Source organism: uncultured Thiothrix sp., from assembly GCF_937873765.1.
Lineage (GTDB): Bacteria > Pseudomonadota > Gammaproteobacteria > Thiotrichales > Thiotrichaceae > Thiolinea.
On record NZ_CALMZC010000031.1, the window covers coordinates 1 to 19260 of the forward strand.

Below are 19260 nucleotides of genomic sequence, written 5' to 3' on the forward strand. Positions count from 1 at the left end.
TATCCCCGATTATCAAGAAATTCCGGGGATTTGTGTAGATACTTATGCCTTATCAAGGGAGGGCTTATTGGAGTTCGAGTTATGCTGGTTTTAGTGAGTTATGATGTATCGACCGAGACCTCAGCAGGACGTCGGCGTTTGCGGCGGGTGGCTAAAGTCTGTCTTAATTATGGGCAACGCGTGCAGTATTCAGTATTTGAGTGCAAGGTTGATGCTGCGAACTATGAGTTGTTGAAAGATGCGTTGCTGAATGAGATTGATTTAGTTGAAGATAATTTGCGAATTTATCGTTTAACGGAGCCGTTGAGTAAAAATGTGCAGGAGTTTGGTCGATTTAAAGCAACGGATTTTGATGCACCTTTGATTCTGTAAATGATGGTTTTTTGGTATAATGGATAGTGTTGAGAAAGCGCGAACCTAGAGCTATGCTCAAAAAGCTAGGTGGTTCGCGTTGTTTTAATAGATTGATTTTACTAGGTTTATTTTTATGCTTACCCGCCGCGAACCCTATATTTCTTCCCGCCGTTTAGGTTCGCGTTCCCCTGCAAAAAATTCTATATTTTTTAAGCCCTTACACACGGGCGATTCTCCCAGCTAATTAAGTTGGGAGTGGATTGAAACGATTGTCGTTGTATATTGGTGCATGGCTACTTGCATTCTCCCAGCTAATTAAGTTGGGAGTGGATTGAAACCGCTCAAATTACTATCGGTATCACGGGCACGATTCTCCCAGCTAATTAAGTTGGGAGTGGATTGAAACCTACTTACGTGACACAACTCACTGGGAAGAAGTTATTCTCCCAGCTAATTAAGTTGGGAGTGGATTGAAACATCAGCATCAACCACAAAACCCGCATTAATCCCCTATTCTCCCAGCTAATTAAGTTGGGAGTGGATTGAAACAAAACAGCGAACACATTAAAGACTGCACGCGCCATTCTCCCAGCTAATTAAGTTGGGAGTGGATTGAAACAAGAAACTCATACGCTAAGTCAGTTAAGCCGTAGAATTCTCCCAGCTAATTAAGTTGGGAGTGGATTGAAACTTTTATGGATAGATGATTTTTCAGCATTTGCTGAATTCTCCCAGCTAATTAAGTTGGGAGTGGATTGAAACAAAGCGCCGCTGACGGAACACAGACTGCGCCTTCATTCTCCCAGCTAATTAAGTTGGGAGTGGATTGAAACCTGCTGCCATATTGCCGCCGGAAAACAACAGATTATTCTCCCAGCTAATTAAGTTGGGAGTGGATTGAAACTGCACATCTTCTTGTGCTGTAGCGGCTGTAGTAAAGATTCTCCCAGCTAATTAAGTTGGGAGTGGATTGAAACTCGCTCAGTTGCCTGCGCCCAAGGGCGGGAGATTATTCTCCCAGCTAATTAAGTTGGGAGTGGATTGAAACTGAATCAGTTGATCCGGCTTACAAAACCAGACTCATTCTCCCAGCTAATTAAGTTGGGAGTGGATTGAAACTAAATGATAGGGTAACGTTCGGGGTGAATCAGACATTCTCCCAGCTAATTAAGTTGGGAGTGGATTGAAACATCCATACCAGGTGCCGCATTGATCGTAATGGTGATATTCTCCCAGCTAATTAAGTTGGGAGTGGATTGAAACTGGGTGGTTGGGTTGTTAATTTGGCTAGCAATCATTCTCCCAGCTAATTAAGTTGGGAGTGGATTGAAACAATCGCGGAAAACTCAGTTGTTAAGGAACTGGCTATTCTCCCAGCTAATTAAGTTGGGAGTGGATTGAAACCCCAGTACTGACACCCCTGTCAACGAACCTGCAGCATTCTCCCAGCTAATTAAGTTGGGAGTGGATTGAAACACCATCTCCCATGAGCAGCAAACCGGCATCATGGATTCTCCCAGCTAATTAAGTTGGGAGTGGATTGAAACATCGGCTGATCAATTAAATCCGGTAGATCACTGCATTCTCCCAGCTAATTAAGTTGGGAGTGGATTGAAACATTTAGCATATTGTTTTACCTTAAAAGCGTGCGCGAGCATTCTCCCAGCTAATTAAGTTGGGAGTGGATTGAAACACGTAATAAGTAGTTATCTTTTTAGCAAGCCCAAGATTCTCCCAGCTAATTAAGTTGGGAGTGGATTGAAACATTAAGGATTTTTGGCACTGGTGGAACAATACCCATTCTCCCAGCTAATTAAGTTGGGAGTGGATTGAAACAACGAAGGCCGCCCTAAAAGCGAACACATTACGCTATTCTCCCAGCTAATTAAGTTGGGAGTGGATTGAAACGTACTGTCGGAGCGCAGCCTTAAAAATCTGGTAGATATTCTCCCAGCTAATTAAGTTGGGAGTGGATTGAAACAATCCAACCACAGATACATTGCCAACACTGCCCGATGTATTCTCCCAGCTAATTAAGTTGGGAGTGGATTGAAACAAAAATATCAGCGCCAGTTGATGAAAAAGTAATCATTCTCCCAGCTAATTAAGTTGGGAGTGGATTGAAACACACTGACGGGAGCACTCGTCGATTGGACGTTGAGATTCTCCCAGCTAATTAAGTTGGGAGTGGATTGAAACCTTGCAAGGTTTGCGGCCACGAGATCAAGGAGGCGATTCTCCCAGCTAATTAAGTTGGGAGTGGATTGAAACGCTTGAAACCCTCATTAATAGCATGGTCTGGCGCATTCTCCCAGCTAATTAAGTTGGGAGTGGATTGAAACCGATGCTGTTAATGCTCTTGCTTTGCCATGTCGCATTCTCCCAGCTAATTAAGTTGGGAGTGGATTGAAACTTATAGAGCTAGCATAGCTGATCTTGAGCATCTTATTCTCCCAGCTAATTAAGTTGGGAGTGGATTGAAACTCGTGCGTCATCCTGCGTGGGTCTGCGCAAACCTATTCTCCCAGCTAATTAAGTTGGGAGTGGATTGAAACAGGGCGTTGAGGCAATGAATGAGGCGATGAACAATATTCTCCCAGCTAATTAAGTTGGGAGTGGATTGAAACAATTTGCCTCTGCCGCATGAAGATAATCTCATGCATTCTCCCAGCTAATTAAGTTGGGAGTGGATTGAAACCTGACGATATACCTGACAACGAGGTCATGAGGCTTATTCTCCCAGCTAATTAAGTTGGGAGTGGATTGAAACTTTTATGCGTTACACCCTCCTGTTGCAAGCGACCACATTCTCCCAGCTAATTAAGTTGGGAGTGGATTGAAACATCAGCATCAACCACAAAACCCGCATTAATCCCCATTCTCCCAGCTAATTAAGTTGGGAGTGGATTGAAACTTTGCCATAAGTTACCAAGCCGAGGCGAGGGAAAATTCTCCCAGCTAATTAAGTTGGGAGTGGATTGAAACTCAGTTAGCTTACTAATCAGACTATGCACTTGCTCATTCTCCCAGCTAATTAAGTTGGGAGTGGATTGAAACCCTATGTGGGTTATTTCCTTCAGCAGGCGCAGGATTCTCCCAGCTAATTAAGTTGGGAGTGGATTGAAACACCAAAGTGGTAGTAATCACGTAACAGCTTGCGGAGGATTCTCCCAGCTAATTAAGTTGGGAGTGGATTGAAACAATGAGACCTGCCAAGCGGATTTGCTCAGTAATATCATTCTCCCAGCTAATTAAGTTGGGAGTGGATTGAAACAAAATTTTTTAGAGTCGCCGTTGAAGGTGATACGGATTCTCCCAGCTAATTAAGTTGGGAGTGGATTGAAACTATGGCGGTGGGTGGTGTTATTGCTTGGTACGAATATTCTCCCAGCTAATTAAGTTGGGAGTGGATTGAAACGTAGCTAATGGCCTCTGGCGTTTCGCAATAAGGGCATTCTCCCAGCTAATTAAGTTGGGAGTGGATTGAAACTTTTATCTCTATGCCGCGCACATCCCTGTAGATGTTATTCTCCCAGCTAATTAAGTTGGGAGTGGATTGAAACACCTTTACTCCAATCCATATATAACTCCTATCAATTTATTCTCCCAGCTAATTAAGTTGGGAGTGGATTGAAACACCGTGACCGTCACAAGCCTGTCACTGTGACAGATTCTCCCAGCTAATTAAGTTGGGAGTGGATTGAAACGCGTAAGCGGTCTGCGGCACGTTCGCCGAGATAGATTCTCCCAGCTAATTAAGTTGGGAGTGGATTGAAACCTCTTCTCCAAGGTGAGGATATGTTTGTGGTGCATTCTCCCAGCTAATTAAGTTGGGAGTGGATTGAAACATCATCCGCATTCTCTGGAAAGTACGCGAAGAGTGATTCTCCCAGCTAATTAAGTTGGGAGTGGATTGAAACTAGTAAATCTTATGAATATTTAGATACTTTTGAAATTCTCCCAGCTAATTAAGTTGGGAGTGGATTGAAACTGCTGATACAGCGGCTTTAGTTGGTAGCGCTCAAATTCTCCCAGCTAATTAAGTTGGGAGTGGATTGAAACGAGGCAATGACTCACCGTTAGCCCATTGACTAACATTCTCCCAGCTAATTAAGTTGGGAGTGGATTGAAACGGCTAAGCGTTGATGCCCTTCCTTATCAGCCCATGATTCTCCCAGCTAATTAAGTTGGGAGTGGATTGAAACAGCCTGAACACCTCCCCACACATAGCGCGGCTGATTCTCCCAGCTAATTAAGTTGGGAGTGGATTGAAACGTTAAGCCGTAAATGACGCGATTGTTTTTATCTTATTCTCCCAGCTAATTAAGTTGGGAGTGGATTGAAACAAAATTTTTTAGAGTCGCCGTTGAAGGTGATACGATTCTCCCAGCTAATTAAGTTGGGAGTGGATTGAAACAGTGTCTCAACATCAGACTTGGAAGCAAAACCTGATTCTCCCAGCTAATTAAGTTGGGAGTGGATTGAAACAGTTGCTGTTAGATGCGCGGCGGGTAAACGATAGCCATATTCTCCCAGCTAATTAAGTTGGGAGTGGATTGAAACAGCCTCTTTAATATTAAAACCCTTAAATAGCTCGCGTATTCTCCCAGCTAATTAAGTTGGGAGTGGATTGAAACCCCATAGAGCCGCCCATCATGAGATAGTTTTTCCATTCTCCCAGCTAATTAAGTTGGGAGTGGATTGAAACAAAAGCATCTGCCGGAGTTTATTCGCTATATGCAATATTCTCCCAGCTAATTAAGTTGGGAGTGGATTGAAACAAGTCGAGCTAGAAGTTAACGGCAGCTGGATACATTCTCCCAGCTAATTAAGTTGGGAGTGGATTGAAACTTTACGCCATCCGACGAGCTTAATTGGCATACCCGATTCTCCCAGCTAATTAAGTTGGGAGTGGATTGAAACAGCCTTAGTTTCTACAATGTCGCCGTATGCCCGGAATTCTCCCAGCTAATTAAGTTGGGAGTGGATTGAAACACCCTCTGCCGCCGCTTTTGCCTCCGCAGCACTATTCTCCCAGCTAATTAAGTTGGGAGTGGATTGAAACACATTGTCCCTCTACGTTGGGGACATTATGAATCATTCTCCCAGCTAATTAAGTTGGGAGTGGATTGAAACAACATAACACGCATGCGGGGGAATTAACGGGATGAATTCTCCCAGCTAATTAAGTTGGGAGTGGATTGAAACAGCAGCTGTGTCCATAGCGCCCAGTCCACTGGTGTAATTCTCCCAGCTAATTAAGTTGGGAGTGGATTGAAACATCCATACCAGGTGCCGCATTGATCGTAATGGTGAATTCTCCCAGCTAATTAAGTTGGGAGTGGATTGAAACCATCAAATGACCTACCTTTTGAGAGTGACTCCAATTCTCCCAGCTAATTAAGTTGGGAGTGGATTGAAACGGCTGCATTGCCAGATGACATCCTTCCCGGCACATTCTCCCAGCTAATTAAGTTGGGAGTGGATTGAAACAGACTTTAAATTAGTAACGAACTACCTGCCCACCAATTGTTAAAATTCTCCCAGCTAATTAAGTTGGGAGTGGATTGAAACAGACTTTAAATAGCCGGTATTCGGGTCAAATTTTGAATTCTCCCAGCTAATTAAGTTGGGAGTGGATTGAAACTTTGATTAGATTAACGATAGGTCGCAAATCAGCATTCTCCCAGCTAATTAAGTTGGGAGTGGATTGAAACAGCATCAAAATGTCTACAACTGGCTATACAGGGACAGATTCTCCCAGCTAATTAAGTTGGGAGTGGATTGAAACGGTATCGCTCAGCGTGGAGCGTCTGCAGACAGTATTCTCCCAGCTAATTAAGTTGGGAGTGGATTGAAACAAATCCCCCACTTCATCGGCTAGATGTGTCAGGGATTCTCCCAGCTAATTAAGTTGGGAGTGGATTGAAACGAGCAAATCAACATCATCCCCCATTAGCTCCTCTATTCTCCCAGCTAATTAAGTTGGGAGTGGATTGAAACTCTTGGGATATTGCTGCTCAAATCATGCAAGATATTCTCCCAGCTAATTAAGTTGGGAGTGGATTGAAACTTTTTAAACTCCTTTACGGTGGACAAGACCTGAAATTCTCCCAGCTAATTAAGTTGGGAGTGGATTGAAACCTTTAGAGATGTCAGCATCAGAAAGACCAGCGGCATTCTCCCAGCTAATTAAGTTGGGAGTGGATTGAAACTCTTTGTTAGCGCTGTAGTCGTATGGACTGATACCATTCTCCCAGCTAATTAAGTTGGGAGTGGATTGAAACGCATTAGCTTTAGCGATCTTCATAGCAGATCCTAACTATTCTCCCAGCTAATTAAGTTGGGAGTGGATTGAAACATTGCACCTGATCTGCTGATCATCGATGAGATCGGATTCTCCCAGCTAATTAAGTTGGGAGTGGATTGAAACTGTTTTCCAGTAAACGATCCTCCTAAGCCAACAGTTTCATTCTCCCAGCTAATTAAGTTGGGAGTGGATTGAAACAGGTTTGACAGCAAGCATTTGCAGTGGAACCCGAATTCTCCCAGCTAATTAAGTTGGGAGTGGATTGAAACTTGTATCCACTTTGCAGCCAGGTAGTTTACTCACATTCTCCCAGCTAATTAAGTTGGGAGTGGATTGAAACGATAATTTGCTGATGTGCAAATTCATCGACGATACCATTCTCCCAGCTAATTAAGTTGGGAGTGGATTGAAACTCGCTCAGTTGCCTGCACCCAAGGGCGGGAGATTTATTCTCCCAGCTAATTAAGTTGGGAGTGGATTGAAACACTTGATGCGTTACCTCAGCAATAAAATACTTCGCATTCTCCCAGCTAATTAAGTTGGGAGTGGATTGAAACCTGCCTCAACCCACCCTCGTTGAGTCAGTACGGGATATTCTCCCAGCTAATTAAGTTGGGAGTGGATTGAAACAATCTCCAGTCGCTTGATGCGCTGCTTTTTGCGCATTCTCCCAGCTAATTAAGTTGGGAGTGGATTGAAACCTCAAATCCCATGCCATCTAGCGTGTCATCAATATTCTCCCAGCTAATTAAGTTGGGAGTGGATTGAAACAGTACCATACGGTTTTTAGTTTCCACGCTATAAAATTCTCCCAGCTAATTAAGTTGGGAGTGGATTGAAACAAATCTGGGTTGGCAACACGATCTGTATTGGCAGATTCTCCCAGCTAATTAAGTTGGGAGTGGATTGAAACCGCACTGCTAGCCTTTACCCGTTTAATTGGGTAATTCTCCCAGCTAATTAAGTTGGGAGTGGATTGAAACAAACGGCATGTTATTCCAAGCATGTCTCTCCAACAATTCTCCCAGCTAATTAAGTTGGGAGTGGATTGAAACATAGGCGCTGATGTGTTGATCCAACCGAGTTTTATTCTCCCAGCTAATTAAGTTGGGAGTGGATTGAAACCTCGCCACTAACAAACGCAGTGCCCAAGGCTATCATTCTCCCAGCTAATTAAGTTGGGAGTGGATTGAAACAGCACACCATCTAGTATGGCACATGAGGCTTATCATTCTCCCAGCTAATTAAGTTGGGAGTGGATTGAAACAACGAATGCAACAGGAAATATTATGGAAGCAAAAGCATTCTCCCAGCTAATTAAGTTGGGAGTGGATTGAAACCTCGCCACTAACAAACGCAGTGCCCAAGGCTATCATTCTCCCAGCTAATTAAGTTGGGAGTGGATTGAAACACTCCATTGGCGGCACGACCGTATGGGCGGATGCCATTCTCCCAGCTAATTAAGTTGGGAGTGGATTGAAACAGCATGAACACCTCACCGAAAACAGCCACACAACATTCTCCCAGCTAATTAAGTTGGGAGTGGATTGAAACCTGAGTACCTCTCGGCTTTACAAGCAGCTTGGCATTCTCCCAGCTAATTAAGTTGGGAGTGGATTGAAACAGGAAGAATAGGAGGACTTGCAGGCGCGTGTTAATTCTCCCAGCTAATTAAGTTGGGAGTGGATTGAAACTTTGCCTGTTGTCCGACAGGCTCTTTTAATTTTATTCTCCCAGCTAATTAAGTTGGGAGTGGATTGAAACTCATCAGTTGGCGCTACAAGTGACCGGTCACTATATATTCTCCCAGCTAATTAAGTTGGGAGTGGATTGAAACTTTTAGGGAGTTAATAGTAACTGTGCAATCAAATGATTCTCCCAGCTAATTAAGTTGGGAGTGGATTGAAACTCAGTGCAAACCCCGTTTTGAGGTTGGTTTATTACGATTCTCCCAGCTAATTAAGTTGGGAGTGGATTGAAACAAATTACAAAATAAATAGCAGGAAAGTAAGGCTATTCTCCCAGCTAATTAAGTTGGGAGTGGATTGAAACAAATTACAAAATAAATAGCAGGAAAGTAAGGCTATTCTCCCAGCTAATTAAGTTGGGAGTGGATTGAAACAAGCTCTTCTAGCATTTTGCGAATGTCACGGGACAATTCTCCCAGCTAATTAAGTTGGGAGTGGATTGAAACTGCCTGAGAGCCTCGTGCCCGATATTTCAGAGGGTAAATTCTCCCAGCTAATTAAGTTGGGAGTGGATTGAAACAATCATTTATCAAACCCTCTCTCTAACTAAATAACATTCTCCCAGCTAATTAAGTTGGGAGTGGATTGAAACTAGGGTATTTCCTTGTTCAAATTAGATTTGAACTGTTTGTTTTTTGGAAAAATTTCAGGTTGTAGTCTTTGAGAATTTCAAATTGAATTGCTAAAAATCTCAAATTGAGTTTGTGTGTAATCACAATCTCAGGAATGCAGTAAGATATGCACATCATCAACCGCAAGCGCATTATCCAAGCCGCCGAATTGCACAAAGACTGTGCGACGGCGTTGAGCGGGTGGTATCAGACCATGAAGGCAGCCAGTTTCACGAATTTCTCAGAATTAAAAGCCTCGTTTAACAGTGTGGATAAAGTAGAGCATCTGTATGTGTTTGATATTGGTGGCAACAAACTTAGGCTGGTTGCTGTCATTCATTTTAATACCGGCAAGGTATTTATCCATGAAATATTGACCCATAGCGAGTATGACAAAGGCAAATGGAAGGAGTAGGGCATGGGAATCATGATTAAAACCGTGTTAGATCATTGGCAGTATGTAGCACCTGTGTTGGTTGCACCTAAAACGAAGGGCGACTATGAAGCCCTAGTGGAAGCTTTGGATGCGGTACTTGATGCCGGTGGAGCGGATGAAACACATCCCTTAGCTTCCTTGGCAGATCGAATCGGCGACTTGATCGCCGATTATGAAGAGCAGCATCTAGCCCCCATTCCGTCCACAAGTGTGGATGCGCTCAAGTTTCTCATGGACAGTCATGGTTTAAGCCAAGGCGATTTGCCTGAGGTGGCTAGCCAAGGGGTTATGTCTGAATTGCTGCGGGGCAAGCGCGAGTTGAATTTACGTCAAATCAAAGCTTTGTCTATCCGCTTCAAGGTGCCGGTGGGTGTCTTTATTGACTGAGGACTGGGTACTGTTGGTAGCATTCAAACCTAGCCCTAGTCTCGCTCCTATCAAACTGCTACTCTTCGCGCTTCATGCTGTTTTTCCGAGTTGAATATGAAAGTCAGAACCCGTTTTGCTCCTAGTCCCACTGGCTACCTGCACATTGGTGGCGCTCGTACTGCTTTGTTTTCTTGGTTATATGCTCGCAAAATGGGCGGGGATTTTATCCTAAGGATTGAAGACACCGATTTAGAGCGCTCTACACAAGCCTCGGTGGATGCCATTTTGCATGCGATGGAGTGGTTAGGCTTGGATTACGACGAAGGCCCGTTCTATCAGACTCAGCGCTTTGACCGCTACAAAGAAGTCGTACAACAGCTTTTAGATACGGGGCACGCTTATTACTGCTATTGCTCGAAAGAAGAGTTAGATGCTATGCGTGAAGCTCAAATGGCACGCAAAGAAAAACCACGCTATGACGGACGCTGGCGCGATAGTAAAGACACTCCGCCTGCAGGTGTCGCACCCGTGGTACGTTTTAAGAACCCTTTAGAGGGTGTGGTTGAGATTGATGATCAGGCGCGTGGCAAAATTGTCATTAGCAACACCGAGTTAGATGATTTAATTATTGCCCGTTCTGATGGAGTGCCAACCTATAACTTATCCGTCGTCGTCGACGATATCGATATGGGTATCACACATGTCATTCGTGGCGATGATCATATCAATAATACCCCACGCCAAATCAATATTATGCGCGCACTTGGACATGAAATCCCTGTATTTGCGCATGTACCGATGATCTTAGGCCCGGATGGGCAGCGCTTATCGAAACGGCATGGTGCGGTCAATGTCATGCAATACCGCGATGAAGGCTATACACCCGACGCTTTGCTCAATTATTTAGTACGCTTAGGCTGGTCGCATGGTGATCAGGAGATTTTCTCACGCCAAGAAATGATTGAGTTTTTCGAGCTGAATGGTATTAACCGCGCTCCTTCCTCGATCAATCCAGATAAATTGATCTGGCTGAATCAGCATTATTTGAAAACGTTGACACCGGCTGAGATTGCTGCGCAATTACAATGGCAGTTAGCGCATCAACAACTTGATACGAGTCAAGGCCCTGCTTTAGAAGCGGTGATTCTAGCCCAGCGTGAGCGCGTCAAGAGCTTAGCCGAGTTAGTCTCAACGAGTCGTTATTTCTATGAAGACTTTAAAGAATATGATGCAGCGGCTGTGCAAAAGCAGTTTAAGCCAGAAACAGCAGGGTATTTGAAAGCAGTATACACAGCCTTAGCTAGTTTATCAGCTTGGGAGGCTGCAGCCATTCATCAGGCAATTCAGCAAGCTTGTGAGGGTTTGGGCATTAAATTAGGCAAAGTAGGGCCCGCTCTACGCGTGGCAGTGACCGGTTCTGCTTCTTCGCCTTCCTTAGAAATTACCTTAAGTTTGATCGGGCGGGAACGCAGTTTAGCACGGGTTGAAGCGGCGGTAGCTTATATAGAAAAAATGCCAACAAGTGCTTGACAGTCAGCGTGGATTAATTCAGAATTCGCGCTTCTTCGGGGGGCTATAGCTCAGCTGGGAGAGCGCTACAATGGCATTGTAGAGGTCAGCGGTTCGATCCCGCTTAGCTCCACCAAACCTTCCGATGAACCTTGCTCAGTGAGTCAACGATGATTTTACTGCTAGGTCGAATAGTATTTTTTGTTGGTTTATTGATTACAGTAGTATCGCTCATTGCAGGCTTTACCTTACTGTACATGAATATCCAAAACTGGGCGCAGTTCTGTTTTATGGCAGTGCCGCTTGGGTTCATGTTGTTATTTGCTGGTCTATCGACCAATGTGTTGTTAGAAGAACGTAGTAACGACAAGAATTAAACTTAAGTTTTAACGACGTCCCCATCGTCTAGAGGCCTAGGACACCGCCCTTTCACGGCAGTAACCGGGGTTCGAATCCCCGTGGGGACGCCAATCTTACAATCGAGTTTTGACGTTTATACAGCGTCCCCATCGTCTAGAGGCCTAGGACACCGCCCTTTCACGGCAGTAACCGGGGTTCGAATCCCCGTGGGGACGCCACTTTAAACGCTGTAGTCTCTTTTCACTCCTCTTTTTTTCCCGCAAAATAAGCCAAAACACAAATTATTCTTTGGGTAGCTAGGGCTGTTTTTCCTGATCTTGGGCTTGCCGATTCCCAAAGTTACTCTTTAAACAAGATAAAGAACAATGGAGTTTCGCAATGGGCTTGCGCCAGCTAAGTATTTGGCAGTCGGCACTAATGGGTTTTTGGTTTTTATTCAGTACTCCCTATTTAGTCGCTGAAGAGCTATCTACGCTCAAACTCGCGACTTATACCAATCAGCAACTTTTAGCTGAAATGTTAGTAGTGGATGCTGCTGAGCAGACCTTAGACCAAGCTCCTGCTTTAGTCGTGACGTTTTCGCAAGATCTGGAGACGAATCAAGACCCGGCTGAATTTTTTACGATTACCCAAGAGGGCAAAGCGGTAGAAGGCAAGTGGGCACTTATCAATAGCCCACGGCGTTTATATTTCACTCAAATCCAAGCCAATACCAACTACCGTATTCAAATTCGCCCCGGTGTCACTGCTAAGAATGGCTTAAAGCTATTAAAGCCAGTCGATTTTGAGATTAAGACCCGCATCATTCAGCCTGCTTTCGATTTTGCCAGCAAAGGTAGTTTGATCCCGCAGCAATTAGCCAACAGTTTGCCGATTCGTGTTGTTAATGTGCCTGAACTTGATGTTGAATTCTTGCGAGTACCACCTGAGAAACTCAGTGAGGTGTTTAAAGCGATTCGTTTGGACGGCAGCCTACAATCTTGGGAATTAGAAGAGATTCATCAGTTCACCACTAGTGTCTACACCATGCGCTATCCAACCAATGCTAAGCCGAATGCGCGTGAGACGTTTAATCTGCCAATTAATCAAATTGAGGCTTTAAAACAGCCCGGACTATATTTTGCAGTGATCCGTCAGCCCGGACGCTTCACGGATAAAGCCTATCGGATTAATCATTTTATTGTGAGTAATATTGGTCTACAGGCGCGGGTTTATGCGAAAACCTTGGAAGTGTTTGCTCATGCTTTAGATTCAAGCAAACCTTTACGTGGCATTAAAATAGCAGTGAAAGACAACCAAAACGCCACGGAAATCATCACTGACGAAAATGGTCGTGCTAGTTTTGCGAAGCGTCCTGATAAGGCCTTTTTTATTACTGCAGTCAGCCCTGATAATCAATTTGCTTTTTTAGACTTGCGCTCAGCTCCTCTAAATCTAGAGAACTTCCCGATTCAAGGTTTACCTGAAAAGCCGATTGATCCTTATATTTATGCTTCGCATGCGTTGTACCGTCCCGGCGATACGCTGAGTCTAAATATTCTGCAACGTGATCAAGATGGTTTAGTGGCGACACATGATCTAAAGCTTAGTATTGTGCGACCGGATACCAAAGTGATTTGGGAGCAAATCCTAAGCCCGACCGATGCTGAGTTAGGTTATTATTTGCAGCGGTTTAGTTTAGAAGACGATGCACCAGAAGGAACGTGGCGAGCCGAGTTGCGTTTGGATGATGATCCAGAGCTGGTTAGTGTGTTTGAGTTTCAGGTTGAGCAGTATAAGCCTGAATATTTAAATTTAAGTTTGAGTGGCGGTAAATCTTTATTAACACGCGATGATAAGCAAGTCATTTCTGTGCAGGGAGATTATGCTTATGGGGCGCCGGCTGCTAAACAAAAAATTGCCGCAACGCGTAGCCTAGAACTAGATTTACAACCCCTAGGCATTGCATTTAAGGATTATAGTTTTGGTGTACCAGAAGATGCGCAACGCTTAGCTTCAGTAAAATTGCCTCAAACGAGCTTAGACGAGCAGGGGAATAGTTTTTTAGAGTTTCCAGCCATTAACTCTGAGATTCAGTCCCCGCTAAAAACACGTGTAATGGCGAGTTTATTAGAGCTAGGTAGCCAAGCTATCAGCAGTGAGCTGCAACAGGTCTATTGGCCCACTCAGCATCTAGTTGGTATTAAACCTTTATTTGCCAATGCTAATGTAGCTGCTAATTCTGAAGCTCGTTTTGAGCTAGTGCGGGTTGATCCAACCGGTACTTTAGTGGCTGCGCAACATTTGACTGCTACTTTATTTAGTGAGTCGTATGATTATTATTGGGAATATGATCAGGAAAAAGGCTGGCAACAGCGGGGCATTCGTAATCAATATCCGGTCTCTCAACAACAAATAGAAATTTCAGCAGGGCAAAAAGGCCAGCTTGCTTTAACAGTAACTTCTGGACAATATCGACTCGAACTAGAAGATGCAGATACTAAGTTAAAGACCGCTTATGTGTTTACAGCAGGCTGGCAAACTGTAGCGAGTACTGATAGGCAACCCAAAAGCTTAGATTTAAGGCTGGATAAAGCCGTCTATAAGTCTGGGGACACTGCACAATTGACCGTCAATTTACCGGCTGCGAGTGAAGTCTTGCTCACTGTAGAAGGTGGGAAGCTCTTATGGAGTCGGCAAATGAACTTACCTGCAGGTGCTTCATTTCTCGAAGTGCCGATTGATAAGGCTTGGCAACAGCATGATCTCTATATAGGCGTACAAGCTTTGCAAACCAGTGATGCCAGTCAGGCAAATAAGCCAAAGCGCTGGTTAGGCATTTTGCCCTTAGTCTTAGATCGTAGTGAACGGCAGCTAGAGCTTAGTCTAGAAGTACCTGAGCTAGTGATGGCCGAGCAAGCGGTTAAAGTGATGATACGGGCTAAGAATTTAAAAGCCCCTAATACCTTAATCACTTTATCTGCGGTTGATACACAGATTTTACAGCGTATGCCGTTCAAACCGCAGAATCCGTTTGATTTTTATTTTAGCTCGCATGCTTATGAGACACGCTTGTATGATAGCTACGATGAGATTATTGCAGACCATGAGGTAAGCGTTAGTACTACTGCTAATCAGCAAGTGACTAATGAAGTTAGTGCCACTTTAGCACCTAGGTTGCCGCGCCGCATGACAATTCTAGAAGCTGAGCCTATAAAGTTTGATGCTGAGGGTAAAGCAGAGATTACCCTTAATCTGCCAGCGTTCACCGGTGATTTACACCTGACTGCTATGGTTATCGGTACTGAGCAATTAGGCAGTATTAGCAAGACGATTCAAGTAGGAACGCCTGTTCAGCTTAATCTAGCGGCTCCAGCTTTTTTAGCCACGGGTGATCAAGCCTTACTAAGGTTTTCAGTAAAAAGCTTGGATGATGCGGATCAATTAGTAACTATCAAATTAAAAAGTAATGACTTACTTGAAGGTGTAGCTTTCGAGAAAGAATTAACTTTAAGTAAAGGGCAAATCGAGCAGTTACAATTACCCATCACGACGCTCAGTTCCATGGGCTTAGGGGAGGTTACTTTAGAACTAACAGGCAGGGATTTTAAATTTAAGCGTGAACTGAAAATCCCCATACGACCTGCTTATATGTCTACTGTGTCTTATCAGCAGCAAGAGTTATTGGGAGCGGGCAAGAGTTTTTCTCTAACGACTGCAGGGGCTAAAGATTCTTTGCCAAACACGGCGGAGACTTGTTTGAGTATCTCTAATACCCCCAATTTACCGGTAGCGGCAATTTTACGCAGTTTATTGAATTATCCTTACGATTCTTTGGAGCAAACGGTTAGCAGTAGCTATCCTTATTTATTTTTAGATGAGGCCGCTTTAAAAAAATGGGATTTACCGGCTATATCTTTGGCACAACGCACTCAGCAAGTACAAAAAGCCATTATTCGCTTACGTAGTATGCAATTACCGAATGGTGGTTTTAGTTCATGGGCTAGAATAGGGTCGGAAGAGTATTGGTTGAATGCTTATGTAACTAGTTTTTTACTCGATGCTCGTCAAAAAGGTTTTGGCGTGCCAGATGCTATGCTGGATGCAGCTTTAAGTAATTTACAACAGACTTGGAAGCAAGAAACGCCACAACTCGAGGATCGTTATCCACTGGCGGAAAATGTAGTGCAAATGGATTTAGCCGTGCGAGCTTATACAGCTTATGTTTTAGCGCGTGAACATAAATTGACCTTAAATGACCTCAAGGCCTTTGCTGATAAAGCGGGGGCACAAATGGAGTTTGGCTTAAGCTTAGTGAATTTAGGTTTAGCTTTAAGCTTACAAGGAGATGCTGCACGTGGTGATGAATATATTCAGCGTGGTCTAGGCTTAAACCGTGATCCTGATTTGTATTTAGGTGAGTATGGAAGTCCCCTGCGTGATCGCGCGATGTTGCTCTATCATTTACTGCTAGCTAAGCAGACCGTACCAGCCTTGAGTATGCATTTAGACTATATTTTGCGTGATCTAGCAGCCCATACTTACCTTAGTACACAAGAGCAAATTTATATCTTTTTACTGGGTCAGCTCATTGAACAGCAGGCTAAAGCGCCTTGGAAAGCCCAGTTGGTAGTGGATGGGCAAAGCTTGGATTTAGCTCAAACGGGTAGCTTTACGCGTTGTTTTGCAGAGTTTAAAGGTGACAGTAAACTTCTTACCACCACTGATGAAGCTATTTACTTTAATCTTCTAACCCAAGCGTATCCTAAACAAATGCTAGCGGCGACTGAAAAGCCGATTCGTATTCAGCGCAAGTGGTATAACTTAGCAGGTCAAGTTTTAAAGCCAGCGGATTTAAAAGTGGGTGACTTAGTGCTAACGCGCTTGAATATCGAAAGCACGGAGCCTATCCCTCATGCTTTAGTAGTGGATTTACTCCCTGCAGGGTTTGAGCTGGAGTTGAGCGATTTACAAGCTAATGAAGTATTGCAGGGCTTAAAGTTAGACGATATGGCGGTACCCGTAGCAGAGACTATGGCTTACTCTGCAGCTGTACATGAAGGGTTTTGGCCAGATCGTTATGTGGCAAATTTAGCTTTAAAGGCTAAAAGTTCCCGTACCTTATTTTATCTAGTGCGCATAGCACAGGCTGGGCAGGTAATGACACCACAGGCTTATGTGATAGATTTGGATCGCCCCTTTATTCAAGGCTTAAGCGCAGGGGCGGAGCGTTTGAAAACAACACCTTAAAGCAGCGGGTTTAAACAATTAGCTACTCTTTTTTAAGCTTGAGTAGCTAATGCGGATTAAGGTAAATTTTAAGTGGGTAAGTGTAAGCGGACACGTGCACCGACATAGGGTGAAACGAGTAGTTCAATCTTGCCACCAACTGCAGAAACAATCTCAGTACTGACAGCTAAACCAATACCTTGGCCTTCCGTTTTACTGTCTTCACGAATGCCACGCTTCAGCAGTTTGGATGGGTTTTCACTCGGGAAACCCATACCATCATCATCAATATCAATGACCAGCATATCATTATCGCGGAAAGCAGAAATCTCTACTAGGCGATCACAGAAGCGGCAGGCATTGTTGATTAGATTACCGAATAATTCCATCAAGTCTTCTGAGTCTAAGCGGCATTTAGCGTATTCATCCACATTTACACGAATCTCAAAGGTTTTGCTGCGATGTACTTTGTGCATAGTGCTGGCTAAACGCGTTAAGATTGGGCGAATCGGTTGTGACATAATAATCGCGCTTTCACTCGTCACCATCGCTTTACGCAGTTGCCGCGAGATGATTTCTTGCATATGTTCAATCTCAGCCGCAATGCCCGCTAAACCGGCATGATCATGCGGCAAGTCTTGGAAGCTACCGCTGTCGAGATGGGATTGAATAGCGGCTAGAGGTGTTTTCAAGCTATGTGCAAGATCGTCTAAGGAGTCTTTATAGCGTTGCTTTTGGCCTTTTTCATGCCCAATCAAAGCATTGATTGTATTTTTGATGGGCACTAGTTCATCTGGGTATTCATCTTGGATAGTTTCTTTATTACCTGCTTCAATCGCACGTACCTCCTCTTCAAACTCACGAATCGGGGCAACCACCCAGAAACTAGAGGCTAACTGGGCAATCAAGATCAGAATGACCGAAGCGAAAAAGAGAATAGAGAAAATCATGACTAAGTCGTCGATTTCTCGATCCACATTCGCCATAGATTCCGCAACGATAAATAGATAATGTTTATTGGCGCTGTTACCTTCCTCAGCATTTTCACGGAAGGAAAAATGCTGCACGGCCAGCATGTATTCCTCAGGATGAAATTTCTCATCAGCCTTGCCGTGCGGCGGGGGCGTAGAACTCATACGGCGTGCGAACGGCGTGGAGTTTTTTACTTTGGGATCGTTAAATAATTCTTCGAAAGGGAAATAGGCGAAGAATAAATCAACCCGACTTAAGTCTACCCCCTCATTGTCAATAGAACTCCAAATAATCCGATTCTGCTGACGATCCCAAATATAAGCAAAGCGGCGCTTACGATCTTGGAATAATTGATTGCGGGAGATGAATTGTTCGGCAGCTTGCTTATTACGTTGAGGAATCAAGAAGCTACCACGTTCATATTCAATAAAACCGAGTAGATCAGAAGCTGTCCGCTCTAGTTCTAAGCGGATAGCTTCGGTTTTGCGTTGGTAAATACTTAAACTGAGGAGAATCCCTAAGATTAAAATTCCAATCACAATAATCGTGAAGCCGCTAACCAATTGGCGGCTACGTAAAGAACCCATCATGACTAAATATTTGAGCGATGACAGTCTAAAGTAAATCGATAGCCACGTCCGCGCAAAGTCTCGATAGGTTTCAAACTTTCATCAGGATCGAGTTTTTGCCGCAAACGGCGAATGAAGACTTCGATCACATTACTGTCACGATCAGCATCTTCTTCGTACAAGCTATCCGTTAAATGAGTTTTAGAAATCACTTGACCCGCGTGCAGCATTAAATGCTCTAACACACGATACTCATAAGCAGTCAAAGTGATTTCATTTTCACTTACGTACACACGTTGCTCAGACAGATTCAAGCGAATTGGTGGACAGCTAAGTTCAGCTTGCGTCCAACCTTTAGTCCGACGCAAGAGCGCACGTAAGCGAGCGGCTAGTTCTTCTGCATGGATCGGTTTGACCAAATAATCATCGGCACCGGCTTCTAAAACTTCAACTTTAGTTTCCCAACGATCCCGCACGGTGAGGGTGACAATCGGATATTCCAAGCCTTTAGAGCGCACACTGCGGATAATCTCTAAACCCGTTACATGGGGGAGACCTAAGTCAATAACGGCGATATCAATGGGATATTCAGTTGCAATATACAGCCCTTGCGCACCATCACTCGCTACATCGACGGTAAAACCGTTTTTTTTGAGATCACTAGCGATTTGCTCACGGATGGGTGCTTTATCTTCAACAACAAGTACACGCATAGATTTTTCGACTATTTAGTATGTTATGTTAATGGTTTGAGTGTAGTCTAAGTAATTATCCAAAAGTTATCGTGTATTTTTCGCCAAAGCCAGCCAGTATA

The 19260-nt window shown here is 44.0% G+C and carries 8 protein-coding genes, 3 tRNA genes and 1 CRISPR repeat array; of the genes, 9 read left to right on the plus strand and 2 right to left on the minus strand.

Annotation, left to right across the window (positions count from 1 at the left end):
* The first annotated feature begins 81 nt into the window (after positions 1–81).
* From cas2 to Q0307_RS08850, 9 genes are all read left to right on the plus strand, one after another.
* Entirely contained in the window at positions 82–372 is a 291-nt protein-coding gene (gene cas2 / locus Q0307_RS08810) for a CRISPR-associated endonuclease Cas2 (protein ID WP_298659574.1), read from the plus strand.
* Between the two features lie 212 nt (positions 373–584).
* Positions 585–9004: a CRISPR direct-repeat array (repeat unit 37 nt; unit sequence ATTCTCCCAGCTAATTAAGTTGGGAGTGGATTGAAAC).
* 146 nt (positions 9005–9150) lie between these two features.
* A complete protein-coding gene (locus Q0307_RS08815) occupies positions 9151–9438 on the plus strand; it encodes a type II toxin-antitoxin system HigB family toxin (RefSeq protein ID WP_298659576.1) in 288 nt (95 codons plus the stop codon).
* Between the two features lie 3 nt (positions 9439–9441).
* The gene (locus tag Q0307_RS08820) at positions 9442–9846 is read left to right on the plus strand and encodes a transcriptional regulator (protein WP_298659578.1); all 405 of its coding nucleotides are present in this window, start codon (positions 9442–9444) and stop codon (positions 9844–9846) included.
* Positions 9847–9942: 96 nt separating this feature from the next.
* Entirely contained in the window at positions 9943–11358 is a 1416-nt protein-coding gene (gene gltX, locus Q0307_RS08825; protein WP_298659580.1) for a glutamate--tRNA ligase, read from the plus strand.
* A 39-nt stretch (positions 11359–11397) separates the two neighbouring features.
* Positions 11398–11473, plus strand: a tRNA-Ala gene (locus Q0307_RS08830).
* Positions 11474–11507: 34 nt separating this feature from the next.
* Positions 11508–11714, plus strand: a complete 207-nt coding sequence (locus Q0307_RS08835; RefSeq protein ID WP_298659582.1) for a hypothetical protein — start codon at positions 11508–11510, stop codon at positions 11712–11714.
* A 17-nt stretch (positions 11715–11731) separates the two neighbouring features.
* Positions 11732–11807, plus strand: a tRNA-Glu gene (locus Q0307_RS08840).
* 32 nt (positions 11808–11839) lie between these two features.
* Positions 11840–11915, plus strand: a tRNA-Glu gene (locus Q0307_RS08845).
* Positions 11916–12075: 160 nt separating this feature from the next.
* The gene (locus tag Q0307_RS08850; protein WP_298659584.1) at positions 12076–16926 is read left to right on the plus strand and encodes an alpha-2-macroglobulin; all 4851 of its coding nucleotides are present in this window, start codon (positions 12076–12078) and stop codon (positions 16924–16926) included.
* Between the two features lie 68 nt (positions 16927–16994).
* On the opposite strand, the gene Q0307_RS08855 is transcribed toward Q0307_RS08850, so the two are convergent.
* Together Q0307_RS08855 and Q0307_RS08860 are read right to left on the minus strand one after the other, a co-directional pair.
* Entirely contained in the window at positions 16995–18467 is a 1473-nt protein-coding gene (locus tag Q0307_RS08855; protein WP_298659586.1) for an ATP-binding protein, read from the minus strand.
* A 2-nt stretch (positions 18468–18469) separates the two neighbouring features.
* Complete coding sequence (locus Q0307_RS08860; RefSeq protein ID WP_298659588.1) at positions 18470–19159, minus strand: response regulator transcription factor; 690 nt, start codon at positions 19157–19159, stop codon at positions 18470–18472.
* Positions 19160–19260 lie beyond the last annotated feature (101 nt).

Excerpts from the sequence above, each read along its gene's own strand:
- cas2 (WP_298659574.1), top strand. The coding sequence starts at position 82 with ATGCTGGTTTTAGTGAGTTATGATGTATCGACCGAGACCTCAGCAGGA.
- Q0307_RS08815 (WP_298659576.1), top strand. The coding sequence starts at position 9,151 with ATGCACATCATCAACCGCAAGCGCATTATCCAAGCCGCCGAATTGCAC.
- Q0307_RS08820 (WP_298659578.1), top strand. The coding sequence starts at position 9,442 with ATGGGAATCATGATTAAAACCGTGTTAGATCATTGGCAGTATGTAGCA.
- gltX (WP_298659580.1), top strand. The coding sequence starts at position 9,943 with ATGAAAGTCAGAACCCGTTTTGCTCCTAGTCCCACTGGCTACCTGCAC.
- Q0307_RS08835 (WP_298659582.1), top strand. The coding sequence starts at position 11,508 with ATGATTTTACTGCTAGGTCGAATAGTATTTTTTGTTGGTTTATTGATT.
- Q0307_RS08850 (WP_298659584.1), top strand. The coding sequence starts at position 12,076 with ATGGGCTTGCGCCAGCTAAGTATTTGGCAGTCGGCACTAATGGGTTTT.
- Q0307_RS08855 (WP_298659586.1), bottom strand. The coding sequence starts at position 18,467 with ATGATGGGTTCTTTACGTAGCCGCCAATTGGTTAGCGGCTTCACGATT.
- Q0307_RS08860 (WP_298659588.1), bottom strand. The coding sequence starts at position 19,159 with ATGCGTGTACTTGTTGTTGAAGATAAAGCACCCATCCGTGAGCAAATC.